General features: G+C 71.5%; 13 protein-coding genes. 10 read left to right on the forward strand and 3 right to left on the reverse strand.

What is annotated here, in order from left to right:
* Positions 1–40: 40 nt before the first annotated feature.
* Positions 41–607 carry a transcriptional regulator NrdR gene (gene nrdR / locus ADL34_RS05940; RefSeq protein WP_062673287.1) on the forward strand — a complete coding sequence of 189 codons (567 nt, stop codon included), beginning with the start codon at positions 41–43 and terminating at the stop codon, positions 605–607.
* 163 nt (positions 608–770) lie between these two features.
* Positions 771–3,671, forward strand: a complete 2,901-nt coding sequence (locus tag ADL34_RS05945; RefSeq protein ID WP_062673284.1) for a vitamin B12-dependent ribonucleotide reductase — start codon at positions 771–773, stop codon at positions 3,669–3,671.
* A gap of 79 nt (positions 3,672–3,750) precedes the next feature.
* Here the strand turns inward: ADL34_RS05945 and ADL34_RS05950 are convergent, their stop codons facing one another.
* The gene (locus ADL34_RS05950; protein WP_062673283.1) at positions 3,751–4,281 is read right to left on the reverse strand and encodes a TerD family protein; all 531 of its coding nucleotides are present in this window, start codon (positions 4,279–4,281) and stop codon (positions 3,751–3,753) included.
* A 155-nt stretch (positions 4,282–4,436) separates the two neighbouring features.
* Here ADL34_RS05950 and ADL34_RS05955 point away from each other — a divergent pair, with 155 nt between their 5' ends.
* The 3 genes from ADL34_RS05955 to ADL34_RS05965 all read left to right on the forward strand — a co-directional run bounded on the left by ADL34_RS05955 (position 4,437) and on the right by ADL34_RS05965 (position 6,733).
* Positions 4,437–5,042: a YdbC family protein gene (locus ADL34_RS05955; RefSeq protein WP_062739771.1), complete on the forward strand. Its 606-nt coding sequence runs from the start codon at positions 4,437–4,439 to the stop codon at positions 5,040–5,042.
* Positions 5,043–5,155: 113 nt separating this feature from the next.
* Positions 5,156–5,815, forward strand: a complete 660-nt coding sequence (locus tag ADL34_RS05960; RefSeq protein WP_062671479.1) for a histidine phosphatase family protein — start codon at positions 5,156–5,158, stop codon at positions 5,813–5,815.
* Positions 5,816–5,827: 12 nt separating this feature from the next.
* Positions 5,828–6,733: an ADP-ribosylglycohydrolase family protein gene (locus ADL34_RS05965; RefSeq protein WP_062671477.1), complete on the forward strand. Its 906-nt coding sequence runs from the start codon at positions 5,828–5,830 to the stop codon at positions 6,731–6,733.
* Between the two features lie 182 nt (positions 6,734–6,915).
* Here ADL34_RS05965 and ADL34_RS05970 read toward each other — a convergent pair whose 3' ends face one another.
* Entirely contained in the window at positions 6,916–8,460 is a 1,545-nt protein-coding gene (locus ADL34_RS05970) for an MFS transporter (RefSeq protein ID WP_267891516.1), read from the reverse strand.
* A gap of 339 nt (positions 8,461–8,799) precedes the next feature.
* Here ADL34_RS05970 and ADL34_RS05975 point away from each other — a divergent pair, with 339 nt between their 5' ends.
* The 3 genes from ADL34_RS05975 (at position 8,800) to ADL34_RS05985 (ending at position 10,916) form a co-directional block, all read left to right on the forward strand.
* The gene (locus ADL34_RS05975; RefSeq protein WP_062671473.1) at positions 8,800–9,423 is read left to right on the forward strand and encodes a TetR/AcrR family transcriptional regulator; all 624 of its coding nucleotides are present in this window, start codon (positions 8,800–8,802) and stop codon (positions 9,421–9,423) included.
* 81 nt (positions 9,424–9,504) lie between these two features.
* Entirely contained in the window at positions 9,505–10,206 is a 702-nt protein-coding gene (locus ADL34_RS05980; RefSeq protein WP_062671471.1) for a ribonuclease HII, read from the forward strand.
* Positions 10,207–10,274: 68 nt separating this feature from the next.
* On the forward strand, positions 10,275–10,916 hold the full coding sequence (locus tag ADL34_RS05985; protein ID WP_079034347.1) for a hypothetical protein: 642 nt from the start codon (positions 10,275–10,277) through the stop codon (positions 10,914–10,916).
* Between the two features lie 258 nt (positions 10,917–11,174).
* On the opposite strand, the gene ADL34_RS05990 is transcribed toward ADL34_RS05985, so the two are convergent.
* Positions 11,175–11,810, reverse strand: coding sequence for a hypothetical protein (locus ADL34_RS05990; protein WP_062671467.1), 636 nt, complete (start codon positions 11,808–11,810; stop codon positions 11,175–11,177).
* 338 nt (positions 11,811–12,148) lie between these two features.
* Here ADL34_RS05990 and ADL34_RS05995 point away from each other — a divergent pair, with 338 nt between their 5' ends.
* Positions 12,149–14,302 (forward strand): RecQ family ATP-dependent DNA helicase, encoded by a 2,154-nt coding sequence (locus tag ADL34_RS05995; RefSeq protein WP_062671465.1) that lies wholly within the window; start codon positions 12,149–12,151, stop codon positions 14,300–14,302.
* A gap of 100 nt (positions 14,303–14,402) precedes the next feature.
* The gene (locus ADL34_RS06000) at positions 14,403–16,055 is read left to right on the forward strand and encodes a DUF4192 domain-containing protein (protein WP_107115705.1); all 1,653 of its coding nucleotides are present in this window, start codon (positions 14,403–14,405) and stop codon (positions 16,053–16,055) included.
* Positions 16,056–16,183: the final 128 nt, after the last annotated feature.

Here is a 16,183-nt window from a genome sequence, read left to right on the forward strand (position 1 = left end):
GGCGAGGCTGTTGAGTCTGCTGTGAGGAGGGTTCGGAGTCATGCACTGCCCCTTCTGCAGGCACCCCGACAGCCGCGTGGTCGACAGCCGTACCACCGACGACGGCACGTCGATCCGCAGGCGCCGTCAGTGTCCCGACTGCTCCCGTCGTTTCACGACCGTGGAGACGTGCTCACTGATGGTGATCAAGCGGTCCGGAGTCACCGAACCGTTCAGCCGTACCAAGGTCATCAACGGTGTGCGCAAGGCATGCCAGGGACGGCCTGTCACCGAGGACGCCCTCGCCCAGCTCGGCCAGCGGGTCGAGGAGGCGGTGCGGGCCACCGGGAGCGCCGAGCTGACCACCCACGACGTGGGCCTGGCCATACTCGGCCCGCTGCAGGAGCTCGACCTCGTCGCCTATCTGCGGTTCGCCTCCGTCTACCGGGCGTTCGACTCGCTCGAGGACTTCGAGGCCGCGATCGCGGAACTGAGGGAGACGACCGGGCGCGACGCCACGGACGACAACGGCGCCGGCGAGGCGCGCGCGGACACGGGGGGCCAGGAGGACGACGGCGGGACCGCGGGGGCCGTACCGGTTCCCGTGCCCGCCGAGGCCGCCGACTGAGGGCCGGCCGGACCGGCGTCGAGAGACCGGATCCGGCCGGGGAGGCGGCGAAGAAAGACGTGCTGCGGGCGGCGATCAGAGGGTGCCCGCAGCGAGGACAGAACACGTGCCACGGGGAACATCGGGGCACTTCAGGGCGTTTTCGCCCGTACAGGGAGGCGGCATGACAGAGACGGCGAGCGGTCCGGCACGGAGTTCCCGTGCCAAGGGCGGCAAGACGGCCAAGGGACTGCGCATCGAGCGCATCCACACCACCCCCGGCGTACACCCGTACGACGAGGTGGCCTGGGAGCGCCGTGACGTCGTCATGACCAACTGGCGCGACGGCTCGGTCAACTTCGAGCAGCGCGGCGTCGAGTTCCCCGACTTCTGGTCGGTGAACGCGGTCAACATCGTCACCAGCAAGTACTTCCGGGGCGCCGTCGGCACCCCGCAGCGCGAGGTGAGCCTGAAGCAGCTCATCGACCGCATCGTGAAGACGTACCGGAAGGCCGGCGAGGACCACAGGTACTTCGCGTCGCCCGCCGACGCCGAGATCTTCGAGCACGAGCTCGCCTACGCCCTGCTCCACCAGATCTTCAGCTTCAACAGCCCCGTGTGGTTCAACGTGGGCACGCCGCAGCCCCAGCAGGTCTCCGCCTGCTTCATCCTGTCCGTCGACGACTCCATGGAGTCGATCCTCGACTGGTACAAGGAAGAGGGCATGATCTTCAAAGGCGGCTCCGGCGCCGGCCTGAACCTCTCCCGCATCCGCTCCTCCAAGGAGCTGCTGTCCTCCGGCGGCAACGCCTCGGGTCCGGTCTCCTTCATGCGCGGTGCCGACGCCTCCGCGGGCACCATCAAGTCGGGCGGCGCCACCCGCCGCGCCGCCAAGATGGTCATCCTCGACGTCGACCACCCCGACATCGAGGACTTCATCGAGACCAAGGTGAAGGAGGAGGAGAAGATCCGCGCCCTGCGCGACGCGGGCTTCGACATGGACCTGGGCGGCGACGACATCACGTCCGTCCAGTACCAGAACGCCAACAACTCGGTCCGCGTGAACGACGAGTTCATGAAGGCGGTCGAGCAGGGCGGGAAGTTCGGCCTGCGCGCCCGGATGACGGGCGAGGTCATCGAGGAGGTCGACGCCAAGTCGCTCTTCCGCAAGATGGCCGAGGCCGCCTGGGCCTGCGCCGACCCCGGCATCCAGTACGACGACACGATCAACCACTGGCACACGTGCCCGGAGTCCGGCCGGATCAACGGCTCGAACCCGTGCAGCGAGTACATGCACCTGGACAACACGTCCTGCAACCTCGCCTCGCTGAACCTGATGAAGTTCCTCAAGGACGACGGCAAGGGCCACCAGTCCTTCGAGATCGAGCGCTTCGCCAAGGTCGTCGAGCTCGTCATCACCGCGATGGACATCTCCATCTGCTTCGCGGACTTCCCGACGCAGAAGATCGGTGAGAACACGCGCGCGTTCCGCCAGCTCGGCATCGGCTACGCCAACCTCGGCGCCCTGCTGATGGCGACCGGCCACGCCTACGACTCCGACGGCGGCCGCGCCCTCGCCGGTGCCATCACCTCCCTGATGACCGGCACCTCGTACAAGCGCTCCGCCGAGCTCGCCGCGGTCGTCGGCCCGTACGACGGCTACGCCCGCAACGCCCAGCCGCACCTGCGCGTCATGAAGCAGCACGCCGACGCCAACACCGCGGCCGTCCGCATGGACGACCTGGACACGCCGATCTGGGCCGCCGCCACGGAGGCCTGGCAGGACGTGCAGCGCCTCGGCGAGAAGAACGGCTTCCGCAACGCGCAGGCGTCCGTCATCGCCCCGACCGGCACCATCGGTCTCGCGATGTCCTGCGACACCACCGGTCTTGAGCCCGACCTCGCGCTGGTCAAGTTCAAGAAGCTGGTCGGCGGCGGCTCGATGCAGATCGTCAACGGCACCGTCCCGCAGGCCCTGCGCCGCCTGGGCTACCAGGAGGAGCAGATCGAGGCGATCGTCGCCCACATCGCCGAGCACGGCAACGTGATCGACGCCCCCGGCCTCAAGCACGAGCACTACGAGGTGTTCGACTGCGCCATGGGCGAGCGTTCCATCTCCGCGATGGGCCACGTCCGCATGATGGCCGCGATCCAGCCCTGGATCTCCGGCGCCCTCTCCAAGACCGTCAACCTGCCGGAGACGGCGACGGTCGAGGACGTCGAGGAGGTCTACTTCGAGGCCTGGAAGATGGGCGTCAAGGCGCTCGCCATCTACCGCGACAACTGCAAGGTCGGCCAGCCCCTCTCCGCGAAGACCAAGGAGAAGGAGAAGACCGAGATCACGGAGAAGGCCGAGGCCACCATCCGTGAGACGGTCGAGAAGGTCGTCGAGTACCGCCCGGTCCGCAAGCGCCTGCCCAAGGGCCGTCCCGGGATCACGACGTCCTTCACCGTCGGCGGCGCCGAGGGCTACATGACCGCCAACTCCTACCCGGACGACGGTCTCGGCGAGGTCTTCCTGAAGATGTCCAAGCAGGGCTCGACCCTCGCCGGCATGATGGACGCCTTCTCCATCGCGGTCTCCGTCGGCCTCCAGTACGGCGTGCCGCTGGAGACGTACGTCTCGAAGTTCACCAACATGCGCTTCGAGCCGGCCGGTATGACGGACGACCCGGACGTGCGGATGGCGCAGTCGATCGTCGACTACATCTTCCGCCGCCTGGCGCTGGACTTCCTGCCCTTCGAGACGCGCTCCGCGCTCGGCATCCACTCCGCCGAGGAGCGTCAGCGTCACCTGGAGACCGGCTCGTACGAGCAGGCCATCGACGACGACGAGGTCGACGTCGAGGGGCTGGCCCAGTCGGCGCCGCGCGCCCAGGAGCTGAAGGCCGTGGCCACGCCGAAGGCCGAGGTCGAGGCGGCCAAGCCCGCCCCGAAGCAGGCTCACACCAGCGCCGAGCTGGTGGAGATGCAGCTGGGCATCCAGGCCGACGCCCCGCTGTGCTTCTCCTGCGGCACGAAGATGCAGCGGGCCGGTTCCTGCTACATCTGCGAGGGCTGCGGCTCGACCAGCGGTTGCAGCTGACCCGCTGACGAGTGACGCGTGAGAGAGGGGCGCCGGCACGATGCCGGCGCCCCTCTCCCGTGTCCGTCCGCCGCCCGCCTCAGGCGCGGCGGTGCCCCATCGTCTGGGCGAAGGTCGCCGGGTCGTCCTCGAAGCCGTGCACGCCGGGACGGAAGTCCCACGTCGTCGAGCCCTCACGGACGAACTCCGCGACCGTCGCCGCCGTCGCGCCGAGGGCCCCGCCGAAGTCGTCCTCGGCCAGGACCGTGTAGCCCTCGCGGATGCGCAGGGCCGGCTTGACGACACTCACGAAGGTCCGCTGCGCCGGGTGCTGCTGGATGATCACGCCGACCACCACGCGCGCGTACCGGGCGTCGAGCCGGTCGAGCTCCACGGTCAGCACCTCGTCCCAGCCGAAGCCCTGGCCGTCCTTGCTGTCGCGGTTCAGATGGATCGTGCCGTCGGGGGAGCGGCTGTCGAAGTGGACCACGTACGCGGGATCGCCGTAGGGATCGCTCGCCGGGTAGGTGGCGGCCACTATGTCCAGGTCGGTGGGCGGCTGCCCGGCCGGACTCGGATCCCATTTGACCGAGATCTCGACCTTCCGGAAGCTCTTGCTGATGGCGTTCACCAGGTTTCCCCTTCCCCGTACCGCGAATGCGTCGACCCGAACTGCCCTGCGGACACGGCCGGTTGTCCATCCTGCCACGCGAAGCGGAGCCAGTGCCGCCAAGCACTCCCGCCGACCGTGACCGGCGCCACGTCCCCTGGCCTTACGATGGCGCGGTGCTGGTCAAGTGGATTCGCTGCACCGTGGTGGACCGCCGCGGTTTCGAGCGGGGGCAGCGGAAATGGGCGGGGCTTCCGGGGGAGCCGGGGTTCAGGGGGCAGGGCGGTGGGTGGAGCCGGGGGCGGCAGGGAGTGGCGCACGTCTTCTCGTTCTGGGAGAGCCGTTCCTTCTACGACTCCTTCATGGCCCGGTCCCACGACCGGCTGGCCGCGACCCAGTCGGGCACCTTCAAGGACGCGCAGGTCAAGCTCTTCGACTACCGCTTCGACGTGAAGACCGGCTTCGAGCCGCGCTTCACCGACGCGGACCTCGTCCGGGTGGCGCACTGCCGGGTCCACGAGGAACGGGCCGAGCACTTCATGCTCATGCAGGAGAAGGTCTGGAACCCCGCGATGGCGGGCTCGCCGGGCATGATCCGCGGGCTGTTCGGGGAGGCGCCGGGACCGGAGTTCCTCGTGCTGTCCATGTGGCGGTCGGCGGCCGAGCACGGAAAGTACCGCACCGAACGGGTGGAGCGGCTGGCCCTGCGGGCCCAGACGGAGGCCGACGTGGCCGCCCTCACCGGTGACATCGTGGAACTGGAACCCACCTGGACGGTCTGACGGCACCCCGCCCACGCGTTCCCACGCGACCGTGGGGCGGGAAATGTGTGACCTACGCCGTATGGAGCCCTCAGGAGTGCTCGATCAGCCGTCAGCCGATCTAGGGTTTTGGCATGGTACGACCACGGCGCATCGTCCTTGTCCGGCACGGCGAGTCAACCGGCAATGTTGATGACACCGTGTACCAGCGTGAACCCGACCACGCTCTCGCCCTGACCGAGCGGGGGTGGCAGCAGGCGGAGGAGACCGGCAAACGGCTCCGCGAGGTCTTCGGCCGCGAACGCGTCAGCGTGTACGTCTCCCCCTACCGGCGCACGCACGAGACGCTGCGTGCCTTCCACCTCGACCCCGGCCTCATACGCGTCCGCGAGGAGCCCCGCCTGCGGGAACAGGACTGGGGGAACTGGCAGGACTGCGACGACGTCCGCCTCCAGAAGGCGTACCGGGACGCCTACGGCCACTTCTTCTACCGCTTCGCGCAGGGCGAGTCCGGCGCCGACGTCTACGACCGGGTCGGCGGCTTCCTGGAGAGTCTCTTCCGCAGCTTCGAGGCCCCCGACCATCCGCCGAACGTGCTGCTCGTGACCCATGGGCTGGCCATGCGCCTCTTCTGCATGCGCTGGTTCCACTGGACGGTCGCGGAATTCGAATCCCTGTCCAATCCGGGGAACGCGGAGATGCGGATGCTCGTTCTCGGGGACGACGGCAAGTACACCTTGGACAGGCCGTTCGACCGCTGGCGTGACCCGGAGCCGTACGGGATCACCGGATAGAGTGGCAGGGCGATGACCGCTGATTTCTCCTCCGACGAGCGCCTGGAGCGCGCCCTCGCCAGCCTGCGCGGACTGGCGGTCGGGGACGCGCTGGGTTCGCAGTTCTTCGTCCCGGTGAACTACCCGCTCCTCAAGCGCCGTGAGCTGCCCCCGGGCCCCTGGCAGTGGACGGACGACACGGAGATGGCGGGTTCCGTGGTGGCCGTGCTGAGCGTCCACCACCGCATCGACCAGGACGCCCTCGCCCGCTCCTTCGCCGAGCACCACGACTTCGACCGGGGCTACGGCCCCGCCGTCAACCGGCTGCTGCGCCTGGTCAGGGAGGGCGGCGACTGGCGTGAGCTGTCGGCCGCCCTGTTCAACGGGCAGGGCTCGTGGGGGAACGGGGCGGCGATGCGGATCGCCCCCCTCGGCGCCTGGTACGCCGACGATCCCGAGCAGGCCACGCACCAGGCCGAGATCTCGGCCTACCCCACGCACCAGCACCGCGAGGCGGTCGTCGGGGCCATGGCGGTCGCCGCCGCGGCGGCCCTGGCGGCCGCTCCGGGCGGACCGCCCAGCCCCGGGAAGCTCCTGGACGACGTCGTCGCCCTCGTCCCGAAGAGCGCGGTCGCCGCGGGCCTGCGCCGCGCCCGGGACATGCTCGACTACGGCGACGCGGCCACCGTCGCGGCCGTCCTGGGCTGCGGCCGGCGGACCACCGCCCATGACACGGTGCCGTTCGCGCTCTGGTCGGCCGCGCGCGCCCTCGGTGACTACGAGGAGGCGTTCTGGACGACCGCCCAGGTCGGCGGCGACATGGACACGACCTGCGCCATCGTGGGCGGAGTGATCGGCTCCGGCAAGGCGGGGCCGGTACCGGCCGAGTGGCTGCGGCGGACCGAGGCGCTCCCGGAGTGGGTGCACGCCTCGGTGTAGTGAGCGGCTCGGTGTAGTGGGTGCGGCTCGGGGTAGTGAGCGCGGCTCGGTGTGGCGGGTACGGCTCTTTCAGCCGGGCGTACGGAAGACCGGCCCGGGGTCCTGGTGGACCGGAGCCGGCCGTCCGCTGTCCGGTGAGGAGCGTGTGCGTCACCCCGTCGCAGGGGCCCGTCGCCCGTCCGTCACCCCGCCAGGGGGCCCGCCGTCCCGGAGAGGGCGTCCAGGTCGCTCTTGCGGACCCGCACCACGATCGCGGCGACGATGAACGCCAGGACGGCCATGGCGGCGGCCGGGATGAACGCCGTGGAGATGCCGTGGGACAGGACCTCGTGGCTCCAGGGCGCCGGCAGCTGACCGGACTCGGCGAACGCGGCCTTCTGCTCCGGTGTGGCCTGGGCCATGAACGACGCGACCTGGTCGGTCGCCTCGTCGCGGCTGGCGGTGCCGAAGACGGTCGTCAGGATGGACAGGCCGAGCGCGCCGCCCACCTGCTGCATGGTGTTGAGCAGCGCGGAGGCCGCCCCCGCCTCGCGCGGGGCGACCCCGGACACGGCGGTCACGGTGAGGGTGACGAAGTTGAGGCCCATACCGAGTCCGAAGAGCAGCATCGGGCCGAGCACCCCGCTGACGTACGAGCTGCCCGAGTCGACCAGGGACTGCCAGCCCAGCCCGATGGCCGCGAGGGTGGTGCCGGCCATCAGGAACGGCTTGGGTCCGAGCACCGGCAGCAGCCGCTGCGAGACCCCGGCGCCCACGGCGATGACCGCGGTCACGGGCAAGAAGGCCAGTCCGGCGCGGATGGGGGAGTAGCCCAGCACGTTCTGCACGAACAGCACGATGTAGAAGAACATGCCGAACATCGCCGCCGCGAGACTGATCATGATCAGGTAGGCGCCCGAGCGGTTCCGGTCGGCGAACATGCGCAGCGGAGTGATCGGCTCCTTGGCGCGGCGCTCGACGTACAGGAAGGCGGCGAGGAGCACCACGGCCGCGCCGAACGCGCCGAGCGTGAGGGAGTCCCGCCAGCCGTCGGACGCGGCGCGGATGAAGCCGTAGACCAGCGCGACCATGCCGAGCGTGGAGGTGAGCGCGCCGGTGAGGTCGAAGCGGCCGGGGTGGCGTTCGGACTCGTTGATGTAGCGGGGCGCCATGGCGGCGATGAGGACGCCGATGGGCACGTTCACGAAGAGCACCCAGCGCCAGTCGAGCCAGTCGGTGAGCAGTCCGCCGGCCAGCAGTCCGATGGCGCCGCCGCCGGCGGAGACGGCGGCGAAGATGCCGAACGCCCGGTTGCGTTCGGGGCCTTCGGGGAACGTCGTGGTGATCAGCGCGAGCGATGTGGGTGAGGCGATGGCGCCGCCCATGCCCTGCAGGACGCGCGCGGCCAGCAACTGCCACGGCTCCTGGGCGAGTCCGCCGAGCAGCGAGGCGAAGGTGAACAGCAGGATGCCGGTGATGAAGACCCGGCGGCGCCCGAGGATGTCCCCGGCCCGGCCTCCGAGGAGCAGCAGGCCGCCGAAGGTGAGCGTGTAGGCGCTGACGACCCATGTCAGGTCGGTCGTGGAGAAGTTGAGCGCGTTCTGGATGTCGGGCAGGGCGATGTTGACGATGGTGGCGTCGAGGACCACCATCAGCTGGCATGCGGCGATGACCGCGAGGGCGATGCCCGGATGGGACGGGCGGGATACCGGGCCCGGTGGAGCGGGCGCGGGTGAATGGGCCTGTATCTGATCGTGCGTCACGAGAACGTCCCCCAAAGACGAAGTAGTGAACGTGTGCGTTCACTAGTCGGGACGATAGCGAGCCCCGCTTAGTGAACGCAAGCGTTCTTTAATGGGGCCGTCCAGACTCTCGGTCGCCGTGCTGGTCAGGGGTGTGCTCGTCGGCCGGATCCGTCCGGTTCGGCCTCGCCGGTTCCGGCCGTTCCGGTGCCTGGGGCATCGAAAGAGCGGCCTCCGCCTGACATGCTGGTGGAGGGCGTGGTCGCGCGGCGCGTCCCCCCTCGGTCGCCGCGTGACGCTCGCGCCTCCCCGTACCCGCTTCGCTCGTTCGTTGGAGACGCTCAGATGGTTACCTCGCGCTGGACGGCCGCCCCCGCTCGGCCGGCTTCCCCGCGCCGGCGTGGCGCGGTGCTCGAACGGGCGATCCTGGACGCCGCGTTGGAGCAGCTCAGCACCGTCGGCTGGAAGGGTCTGACGATGGAGGGCGTCGCCGCCTCCGCCCAGACCGGGAAGGCCGCCGTCTATCGGCGCTGGCCCTCCAAGGAGGACCTCGTCGCCGACGCGCTGCGGGCCGGCCTGCCGCCGCTGGAGTCCGCTCCCGACGTCGGATCCGTGCGCGGGGACCTGCTCGCGCTGTGCCGGCTGGCACGCGACGCGATGTTCTCACGCCCCGGTCACGCGCTGCGCGCGGTCATTCACGAATGTGAAGACATCCAGGCCGAGCGCTTCCACACCGTGATCTTCGAGGGGCTTGTCGAGCCGACGATCAGGCTGCTGCGCGAGGTCGTAGTCCGGGGGATCGAGCGGGGAGAGGTGCGCGAGGACGCGGCGAACGGGTACGTCTACGACGCCATCCCGGCAATGCTGATGTACCGGTCGAAGATGTGCGGCAGCGAATGGGGTGACCGTGATCTGGAGGAGATGATCGACCAGTTCATGGTCCCGCTGCTGCGCAGGACGGACTCCTGATCGGGCGCTCGTCCGGGCGGGGGCCGGCAGTGGTGAACCGGGTGTCGGAGCCGGTTCCGGGCGGCGTAGGCTAAGGGCGCCATGCCGTACGAACCGCCTACCCACACCGTCGAGCGCTCCCTCCGAGCCACGACCGGAGCGAAGATCATTGCCGGTGTCGACGAGGTCGGGCGCGGTGCCTGGGCCGGTCCTGTCACCGTCTGTGCCGCGATCACCGGTCTGCGCAGGCCCCCGGAGGGGCTCACGGACTCCAAGCTGCTCACCGTCAGACGCCGCACCGAACTCGCGGAGACGCTGCGGAGCTGGGTGACGTCCTACGCCCTCGGGCACGCGTCCCCGGAGGAGATCGACGAGCGGGGGATGACGGCCGCGCTGCGCCTCGCCGCCGTGCGCGCCCTGGAGGCGCTGCCGGTCCGGCCCGACGCGGTCATCCTCGACGGCAAGCACGACTACCTCGGCACCCCCTGGCGGGTCCGTACGGTGATCAAGGGTGACCAGTCGTGCGTGGCGGTGGCCGCGGCCTCCGTGATCGCCAAGGTCCAGCGCGACAAAATGATGGCCGAACTGGGTATCGACCATGCAGACTTCGGTTTCGCGGACAACGCCGGGTATCCGTCGCCCGTGCACAAGGCCGCGCTGGCGGAGCGGGGACCCACCCCGTACCACCGGCTGTCGTGGGCGTATCTTGATGCGCTGCCCCGGTGGCGGCACCTCAAGAAGGTCCGCACGTGGGTGGAAGAAAGCGTTCCGGCGATCGAGGGTCAGCTCGGCTTCGATTTCTGACCTTTCCGCTCGCACTTGTGTGCCACCCGCTGGCGCCAACCGGACCAGCGTTTGATAAAAATCAGCTCATGCCTCTCATTCCCGAGGAGCCTCAGATTCACGAGAGTGCCCAGGGTCCCCGCGCCACTCCGGCCAGCGGCCGCACCGCGCCGACCCCTCGCCCCGTCCCCGGCCCCCGCCCCGCGGCTCCGCCGCGTCCCGGCCGCCCCGGGCCCCTGCGGCCCACGCCGCCGGCACAACGCACCCCGCGTGACGTGGGCGCCGTCAAGCCCGGCCCGTCGGCTCCTGCCGCTGCCGCCGTCTCGGCTCCGGCCCCGGCCGCCCCGCAGATCCAGCTGATCCCGGCCTCGCCCGAGGGTGCGCTCGACGCCGCCGAGGAAGCCGTCGACCTGCTCCTCGACTCGGGGCGTGCCCCCGGGGAGGTGCTGGTGATCACGACCGGTGAACAGCATCCGTGGGCCGCCCACGAGCTGTCGTTCGGCGAGGCCGCCTACTGGGCGCAGCACGACGCGGGAGACGACGTCTTCTACGCCGACGCCTCCATGGCCGGCCGTGCGGCGTCGCGCCAGGTCGTCGTCGTCGCGCTGAACGGCGGGACCGACGAGGTGGCCGCAACGACGTTGCCGTTGGCCCTCGGCCGGGCCGGTGCCCTGCTGATCGTCTGCGGCGACCCGCAGCGCATCAACTCGGTGCTGGGCGCGGGCGTCTGAGACGTCACCGGCTCCGTCGGCGGCCCGCACCCGGGCCGGGCGCCGCGTGACACGCGCGCGCGTGCGACGCAGGTGTGCCCCCGGGCGGGCCGGCCTCCCCGCGTACGCCGGACTGTCCACGGGGCCGGATGCCGGGGCGGTCCTCGGTCCCCGCTGTGCGCGTGGGCGTTCGGATGCCGGGGTGTACTCGATCGGGCTCACGGCGCCCGGTGGTGGCGAGGACCACGCACCGGGGCCGTCGGCTGTCTCGGGATCCGCTCAGCGGGCCGCCGCGCGCCGCAGGACTTCCGACGCCGCGCCGCCGGTACGGGGCATGGGCAGCGGGGACTCGGACGTGGCGAACGGCTCCGGCGTCGAGTCGGTGTTCGGGCGGCGGCCGCCCCGGCCCTCCCCGAGGACCTGCCAGCCGTCACGGGTCAGCGTGATGTATGCCCCGCAGCGCAGGCCGTGCAGCGTGCAGGCGTCCCTCAGCCCCCACATCCAGGCGCCGTCCTCCTCCGTCCAACGCCCGTCGCCCTCGCGGCAGTACAGCAGGACCGCGGTGCGCACCGGGGTGCGGCGCCGCAGGTCGTGCGGGATGACGCGACGGAGCTGGGACAGCAGGGCGTTGCGCATCATCCAGCCGTCGGCGGGTGCCGAGCGGCGGACGAACGACGCGCTCGCCCGCAGCCGTTCGTCCGGATCGAGGACGGCCACGATCGCGGTCGACGGCTTGGGGCGATGCCGGGAGTGGAGCCCGCTGACGACCTCGCGGGGATTGCGCAGCAGCGGGATGCCCGCTGCGGTCCATTCGGCGGGTTCGAGCATGCGGGCCAGAGAGTTGGCGGATGCGGCGGGCAGGTCGGCTGACGTCGACGTGGATGCCGCGGAGGACGGAGCGAATCCGAAGGTCACGGTCCTCCCTTCGGCTACGCGCCCACACTGAGGGCGAGGTCGGATTCGGGGGAGCGCGCACCGCAGCAGAGCCCTACCGGACCACGGACGAGCCGTGCGGGGAGCGGACTTCAATTCTTCCTGGCGAACCTGGTTGCGGCAACGAGCAATTGGCGTCGCCGACCGATATCTGATGGCTCGAGAGTTATATCCCTACCCAGATATGCCCCGCGTGACGCATCCGCGGGCGCTCGGGAGACGGTCGGCGGGGACCCGGGACCGCGCCGGAAACCGCACGTGAGAGGGCTGTCACCTGCTGTGAGTGGCTGACCTGCCCGGTCATCGGGTTGCATGGAGACATGGACGACCAGGAGCTGCACACCGAAGCCGATGCCATCCTCGCCGAGCTCGTGGGCGATCCCGGGGCACGCCTGCGGGAGGACCAGTGGCAGGCGGTGGCGGCGCTGGTGCGCGAGCGCCGGCGGGCCCTGGTGGTCCAGCGGACCGGTTGGGGGAAGTCGGCGGTGTACTTCGTCGCGACGGCGCTGCTGCGCCGGCGGGGCGCGGGGCCGACGGTGATCGTCTCGCCGCTGCTCGCGCTGATGCGCAACCAGGTCGAGTCGGCGGCGCGGGCCGGTATCCGCGCGCGGACCATCAACTCGGCCAACCCCGAGGAGTGGGAGACCATCCACGGCGAGATCGAGCGCGGCGAGACCGATGTGCTCCTCGTCAGCCCCGAGCGCCTCAACTCCGTGGACTTCCGCGACCAGATGCTGCCCAAGCTGGCGGCCACGACCGGTCTGCTCGTGGTCGACGAGGCGCACTGCATCTCCGACTGGGGCCATGACTTCCGCCCCGACTACCGGCGGCTGCGGGCCATGCTCGCCGAGCTGTCACCCGGTGTGCCCGTGCTGGCCACGACGGCGACGGCCAACGCGCGCGTGACCGCAGACGTGGCGGAGCAGCTGGGCACCGGCGCGGGAGAGGCCCTGGTGCTGCGCGGACCGCTGGAGCGGGAGAGCCTGCGGCTGGGCGTGGTCCGGCTGCCGGACGCCGCGCACCGCCTCGCCTGGCTCGCGGAGCACTTCGACGAGCTGCCGGGCTCGGGCATCGTCTACACGCTCACGGTCGCCGCGGCCGAGGAGGCCACCGCGTTCCTGCGGCAGCGGGGATTTCCTGTCGCGTCCTACACGGGCCGCACCGAGAACGCCGACCGGCTGCAGGCCGAGAACGACCTCCTGGCGAACCGGGTCAAGGCTCTGATCGCGACCTCCGCCCTCGGCATGGGCTTCGACAAGCCCGACCTGGGCTTCGTGGTGCACCTCGGTTCGCCCTCCTCGCCCATCGCCTACTACCAGCAGGTCGGACGGGCCGGCCGTGGCGTCGAGCACGCCGACGTCCTGCTGCTGCCGGGGCAGGAGGACGAGGCGATCTGGCGCTACTTCGCGGACACCGCCTTCCCGCCCGAGGCGCAGGTCCGCCAGACCCTCGCCGCGCTCGCGGACGCGGGACGCCCGCTGTCCGTGCCGGCGCTGGAGGCGACGGTCGACCTGCGCCGCAGCAGGCTGGAGACGATGCTCAAGGTGCTGGACGTCGACGGCGCGGTGAAGCGGGTCAAGGGCGGCTGGACGGCGACCGGCGCCGCGTGGGTGTACGACGCCGAACGCTACGCGCGCGTGGCGCGTCAGAGGGCGGCGGAGCAGCAGGCGATGCGCGACTACGTCGGCACGTCCCGGTGCCGGATGGAGTTCCTGCGCGAGCAGCTGGACGACGAGGGGGCCGCCCCGTGCGGCCGCTGCGACAACTGCGCCGGTCCCTGGGCCGACGCCTCCGTCTCGCCGGATACGCTGAACGGCGCGGCCAAGGAACTGGACCGGCCCGGCGTGGAGATCGAACCGCGCCGGATGTGGCCGACCGGGATGCCCGCGCTGGGCGTCGAACTCAAGGGCCGCATCCCCGCCGGTGAGCAGTGCTCGACAGGACGTGCTCTGGGGCGGCTCTCGGACATCGGCTGGGGCAACCGGCTGCGCCCGCTGCTCGCCGAGAACGCGCCCGACGGCCCGGTCCCGGACGACGTGCTGAAGGCCGTCGTGGCCGTCCTCGCCGACTGGGCGCGCTCCCCGGGCGGCTGGGCCCCGGACGTCCCCGATGCCGTGGAGCGACCCGTGGGCGTCGTCGCCGTGCCGTCGCTGACCCGGCCCGAGCTGGTGGGCTCCCTCGCGCGCGGGGTCGCGTCGATCGGCCGGCTGCCGTTCCTGGGCGCGTTGACGTACGCCGGGGAGGACGGCGCGCACCTGGCCCGGCGCAGCAACTCCGCCCAGCGCCTCAAGGGGCTGTCCGAGGCGTTCATGGTCTCCGGGGACCTGGCCGACGCGCTGGCCGGTACGCCGGGTCCCGTGCTGCTGGTGGACGACTGCACCGACACCGGCTGGACGCTGGCGGTCGCCGCGCGGCTGCTGCGCAGGGCGGGCAGCGGGGAGGTGCTTCCGCTGGTGCTGGCGGCTACGGGGTGATGAGAGCCCCGGTGGGGGTGACGGACGCTGTTGTCGTGTCCCTGGTCGGACTTATCCACAGGCTCAACCGGAGTTTTGCGTTCCGCGAGATCGTCGGCGCATGACGAACCACAGCGGAACGACCGGAACCCCCGACAACGACGACACCGTGGGCGGCGAGCGGCAGCGCGCCCGGCGGGCCACCGACCTCGACCGCGTCCCTGCGGTGCGGGAGCGCCCTCTGCCCGAGCACCAGGTCACCCTGCGCACCCCCGAGGAGCTGGCCGACGCCCTGCCGTATCTGCTGGGGTACCGCCCGGAGGACAGCATCGTGCTGGTCGCGCTGCACGACGCGGACGGCCGGGGCCGGTTCGGCGGCCGTGCCCGCCTCGGCATCCCCGCGAGCGCCGACGACTGGGACTCCGCCGCGGGGCAGCTGGCCCAGGGCCTCGTGACCGGCAGCGAGCGCAGGGGCGCCAAGCCGGAGCAGATGGTCGCCTTCCTCTGCCAGGAACCGGCGCCGGGCGGGACGGGACGGCAGGTCATGGAGCGGCTTCGCCCCCTGGCCCAGAAGACGCGCCTCGCCTGCGGCGGCCTGGACGTCCCCGTCGTCGAGGCGCTGTGCATCTCCGACGGCCGCTTCTGGTCCTACTGCTGCGACCGTGAGGAGTGCTGCCCGCCCGAGGGCCGGCCCATGGGCCTCCCGGGCACCTCCGTCCTGGCGGCGGCCGCCGCCTACGCCGGGGTCCAGGTCCGCGGCTCCCTCCGTCAGCTGAGGGCGCGCCTCCAGCCCCTGGAGACCGGGGCGGCGCTGGAGCAGGAGGTCGCCCTCGACACCGTGGCCCTGGAGCTGGTCCCCAGGGTCCTCGACCAGGCCAGGCGGGCCGGCGTCGCGACCGAGACCCTGGAGCTGGCCGGGCGGATGCTGCGCCGGTTCGCCGAGGGCCCGGTCCTGCCCGAAGCGCTCGTCGCGGACCTCCGCGACGACGAACTGCTCACACACGAGGAGGCGGCGCGGCTCATTCTGGGCCTCCAGGACCGGGCGACCCGGGACCGCGTGGCCGAGTGGATGGAGGGCGGCGAAGCCGCTCCCGCGCTCCGGCTGTGGAGGGCGCTCGCGCGGCGCTGCGTGCGGCCGTACCACGAGCACGCGGCCGCGCCTCTGACGCTGGCCGGCTGGGTCGCGTGGTCGAGCGGCGACGACCTGGAGGCCCGGGAAGCCTTCGCCATGGCCCTCGCGGCCGACCCCGACTACCTCTTCGCCCGCCTCCTGCACCAGGCCTGCAACGAAGGGCTGGACCCGGAGTCCATCCGCCGCTGCCTCCGGGCGGAACGCACCGGGCGGAGCCGGAGGAGCGCGGAGGCGGCGGAGCCGTCGGGGGCGGCATCGGCCGAGGCGGCATCGGCGGAGGTGCCGGGGGAGCCGTCAGGGAAGGCGCCGGCGGAGCCGTCGGGGGAGATGCCGGACGAGCCGGAGGCACCGGACGAGGAGGAGGCACCGGACGATTCGGAGACACCGGACGATTCGGAGGCGCGCCGCCTCGCGCGCTCCCGCCACCCCTCGGCCGCCCGCCGGGACGGCTCCCGCGCGACGAAGAGTCCCGGACGGGAGCGACGGGCCGGGGTCCCCCGCCCGCGTACGGCCGCCGGCACGCACCCCGGGTCCACTCGCCCGGGAACCACTTCGCCCGACGCCTCGAACGGGACGGCAGACCGGGCCCGGAAGAAGAAGCCGGTACGGGGGGAGCGCGGCCCGTCCGGACGGAGGGTGTGACGGGGGCGGGGGTACGGGCGCGTGAGGAGGCGTGTGCGAAACCCGGTGTGACACCGGTCCGCGGCCGGATTGCGATCACCTCGCCCATAGAAGGGAGTGTTTATCGTCAGGCAGACGACTATGATCGC

The sequence above is a fragment of the Streptomyces sp. NRRL WC-3605 genome (assembly GCF_001509795.1).
GTDB lineage: Bacteria > Actinomycetota > Actinomycetes > Streptomycetales > Streptomycetaceae > Streptomyces > Streptomyces viridochromogenes.